We start from the raw sequence: 1,849 nt of genomic DNA, 5'->3' as shown, positions 1-1,849 counted from the left end.
GAGACCTGATCGGCGAAGGCGATGACGAAGGAGAAGGTCTCAAAGCCATCTACGACAAATACAGCCCCACCAGCTACGACAGCGAGGTGGCCACTGAGGTCGGTGAAATGAAATTCATGTTCGAGACCGTCTTCGGTGTCGATCTAGGGGACGATCTCGACCTGAGTTCGCCGGAAGACCTGCTGCAACGTGCCGGGGCCCATTTCCAGCAAGCCCGGACGGAATGGGATGCCCAGAATGCAGAGCGGGAGGCCCGGCGCGCGAAGCGGAAGAAGTCATCCCGGCAACAGGCCGCCGAAGCGCGGGCGCAGGAGCAGCAGGCAAAGATCAACCTGTCCATTCGCGAGGTCTACCGCAAACTCGCCAGCGAGCTGCATCCGGATCGCGAAACCGATGCGCAGGAGCGGGAGCGGAAAACCCGGCTGATGCAGCGGGTCAACGAGGCCTACCAGAAAAACAACCTGCTGCAGTTGCTGGAGCTGCAACTGGAACTCGAGCATATCGATCAGCATGCCCTGAACAGCATGAGTGAGGAGCGGCTGAAACATTACAACGTAGTCCTGAAGGAACAGATCCGTGAACTCGACCAGGAGATCCTGCATGTCGAGTCGGCCTTTCGCTATGCCTACGGAATCGATCCGTTCGAACCCGTTTCTCCGGATGCCGTCCTGCGCAACCTCGCGGGCGATCTCAAGGATCTTCAACTGAACATTCGGACCCTTGAGCAAGATCTTGCCGCATTCGACGATATCAAGAATCTGAAGCTCTGGCTGAAACGTTGCAGGGTCGTGCCCGCCGCGCCAGATTTCGAATTCATGCCATTTTAAGATTGAAAAGTGCCCGACACAGGTGATCCCGAAAGAGGGGAGTTTCAGGCAGACGATGCGGTGGCACAGGACATCCTGACCGCCGTCCGGTGGCACAATTATTTCGCGACGCCTGAACCCACGCCCAGCAAGGCTTTGCCGGTCTCTATGCGTCCGGATGCCGTGAAGTGATAATCATAGAAAGGCCTCCTGGCCGCCCAAAGAAGGGGGCGGCCAGGGTCTACAGTTGAGATGCGAAGCTCAACCGACCCGTTCAGGAGGCTCAGATGAAATATACCGGCATCGATCTGCACTCGAATAATGCCGTCGTCGCCGTGATCGACGATCAGGACCGGGTGCTTTACTGCAAGCGACTGGCCAACGACCTGTCATCCATCGTCGCGGTCCTCGCGCCATTCCGCGAGGACCTGCAAGGGGTAGTTGTGGAGTCAACGTATAACTGGTACTGGCTTGTCGATGGCCTGATGGCAGCCGGCTTTGTCGTCCATCTGGCCAACACCGCCGCCATCAAGCAGTACGAGGGCCTGAAGTACGCCGGCGATGAACGCGATGCCGTGTTTCTCGCGCATATCTTCCGCCTCGGGCTACTGCCAGAAGGTTACATCTATCCTCCCCAGGAGCGAGGCTTGCGTGATCTCGCCCGTAAGCGCATGCAGCTCGTGCAGCAAAGCACGCTGAACACGCTCAGTATCGAGAACATCCTGGCGCGGCAGCTGAATCTGCATCTCAACGCAGATCAGGTCCGCCACCTCGACAGCGCGGCCGTGACGGCACTCGCCTTGCCGCTGCATATTGAGACTGCCCTGGCGGCAAACCTCGCGGTCCTGCGTACCCTGCAGGCGCAGATCAGGGCAATCGAGTCAGTACTTCATCGCGAAGTAAAACTGCGTCCAGAGGGCTCTGTCAGGTTGGCCGATGTAGTCCGTCTTTGTGGCGTACGAGTAGTTATCCTGATTAGATAACCCTGTCTCCGGCCGCAGTGACAGTCCAACCATGCCACGTCGCGAAACGTTTCTGGAGCG

The 1,849-nt window shown here is 58.3% G+C and carries 2 protein-coding genes; both read left to right on the top strand.

The features are described 5' to 3' along the window. A partial coding sequence (locus VSR34_RS37835; RefSeq protein WP_342965166.1) for a J domain-containing protein occupies positions 1-827 on the top strand: 827 nt, incomplete at its 5' end. A gap of 266 nt (positions 828-1,093) precedes the next feature. Further along, positions 1,094-1,789: a transposase gene (locus VSR34_RS37830; RefSeq protein WP_342965165.1), complete on the top strand. Its 696-nt coding sequence runs from the start codon at positions 1,094-1,096 to the stop codon at positions 1,787-1,789. The last annotated feature ends 60 nt before the right edge of the window (positions 1,790-1,849 follow it).

Source organism: Paraburkholderia sp. JHI2823, from assembly GCF_038900695.1.
In the GTDB taxonomy this organism is placed as follows: Bacteria; Pseudomonadota; Gammaproteobacteria; order Burkholderiales; family Burkholderiaceae; genus Paraburkholderia; species Paraburkholderia mimosarum.
The sequence above is the reverse complement of the archived record's forward strand: the minus strand, read 5'-3'. Positions and strand labels throughout refer to the sequence as shown.

What these genes read in the sequence shown, in the direction of transcription:
- VSR34_RS37830 (WP_342965165.1), top strand. Translation starts at nt 1,094, where the DNA reads ATGAAATATACCGGCATCGATCTGCACTCGAATAATGCCGTCGTCGCC.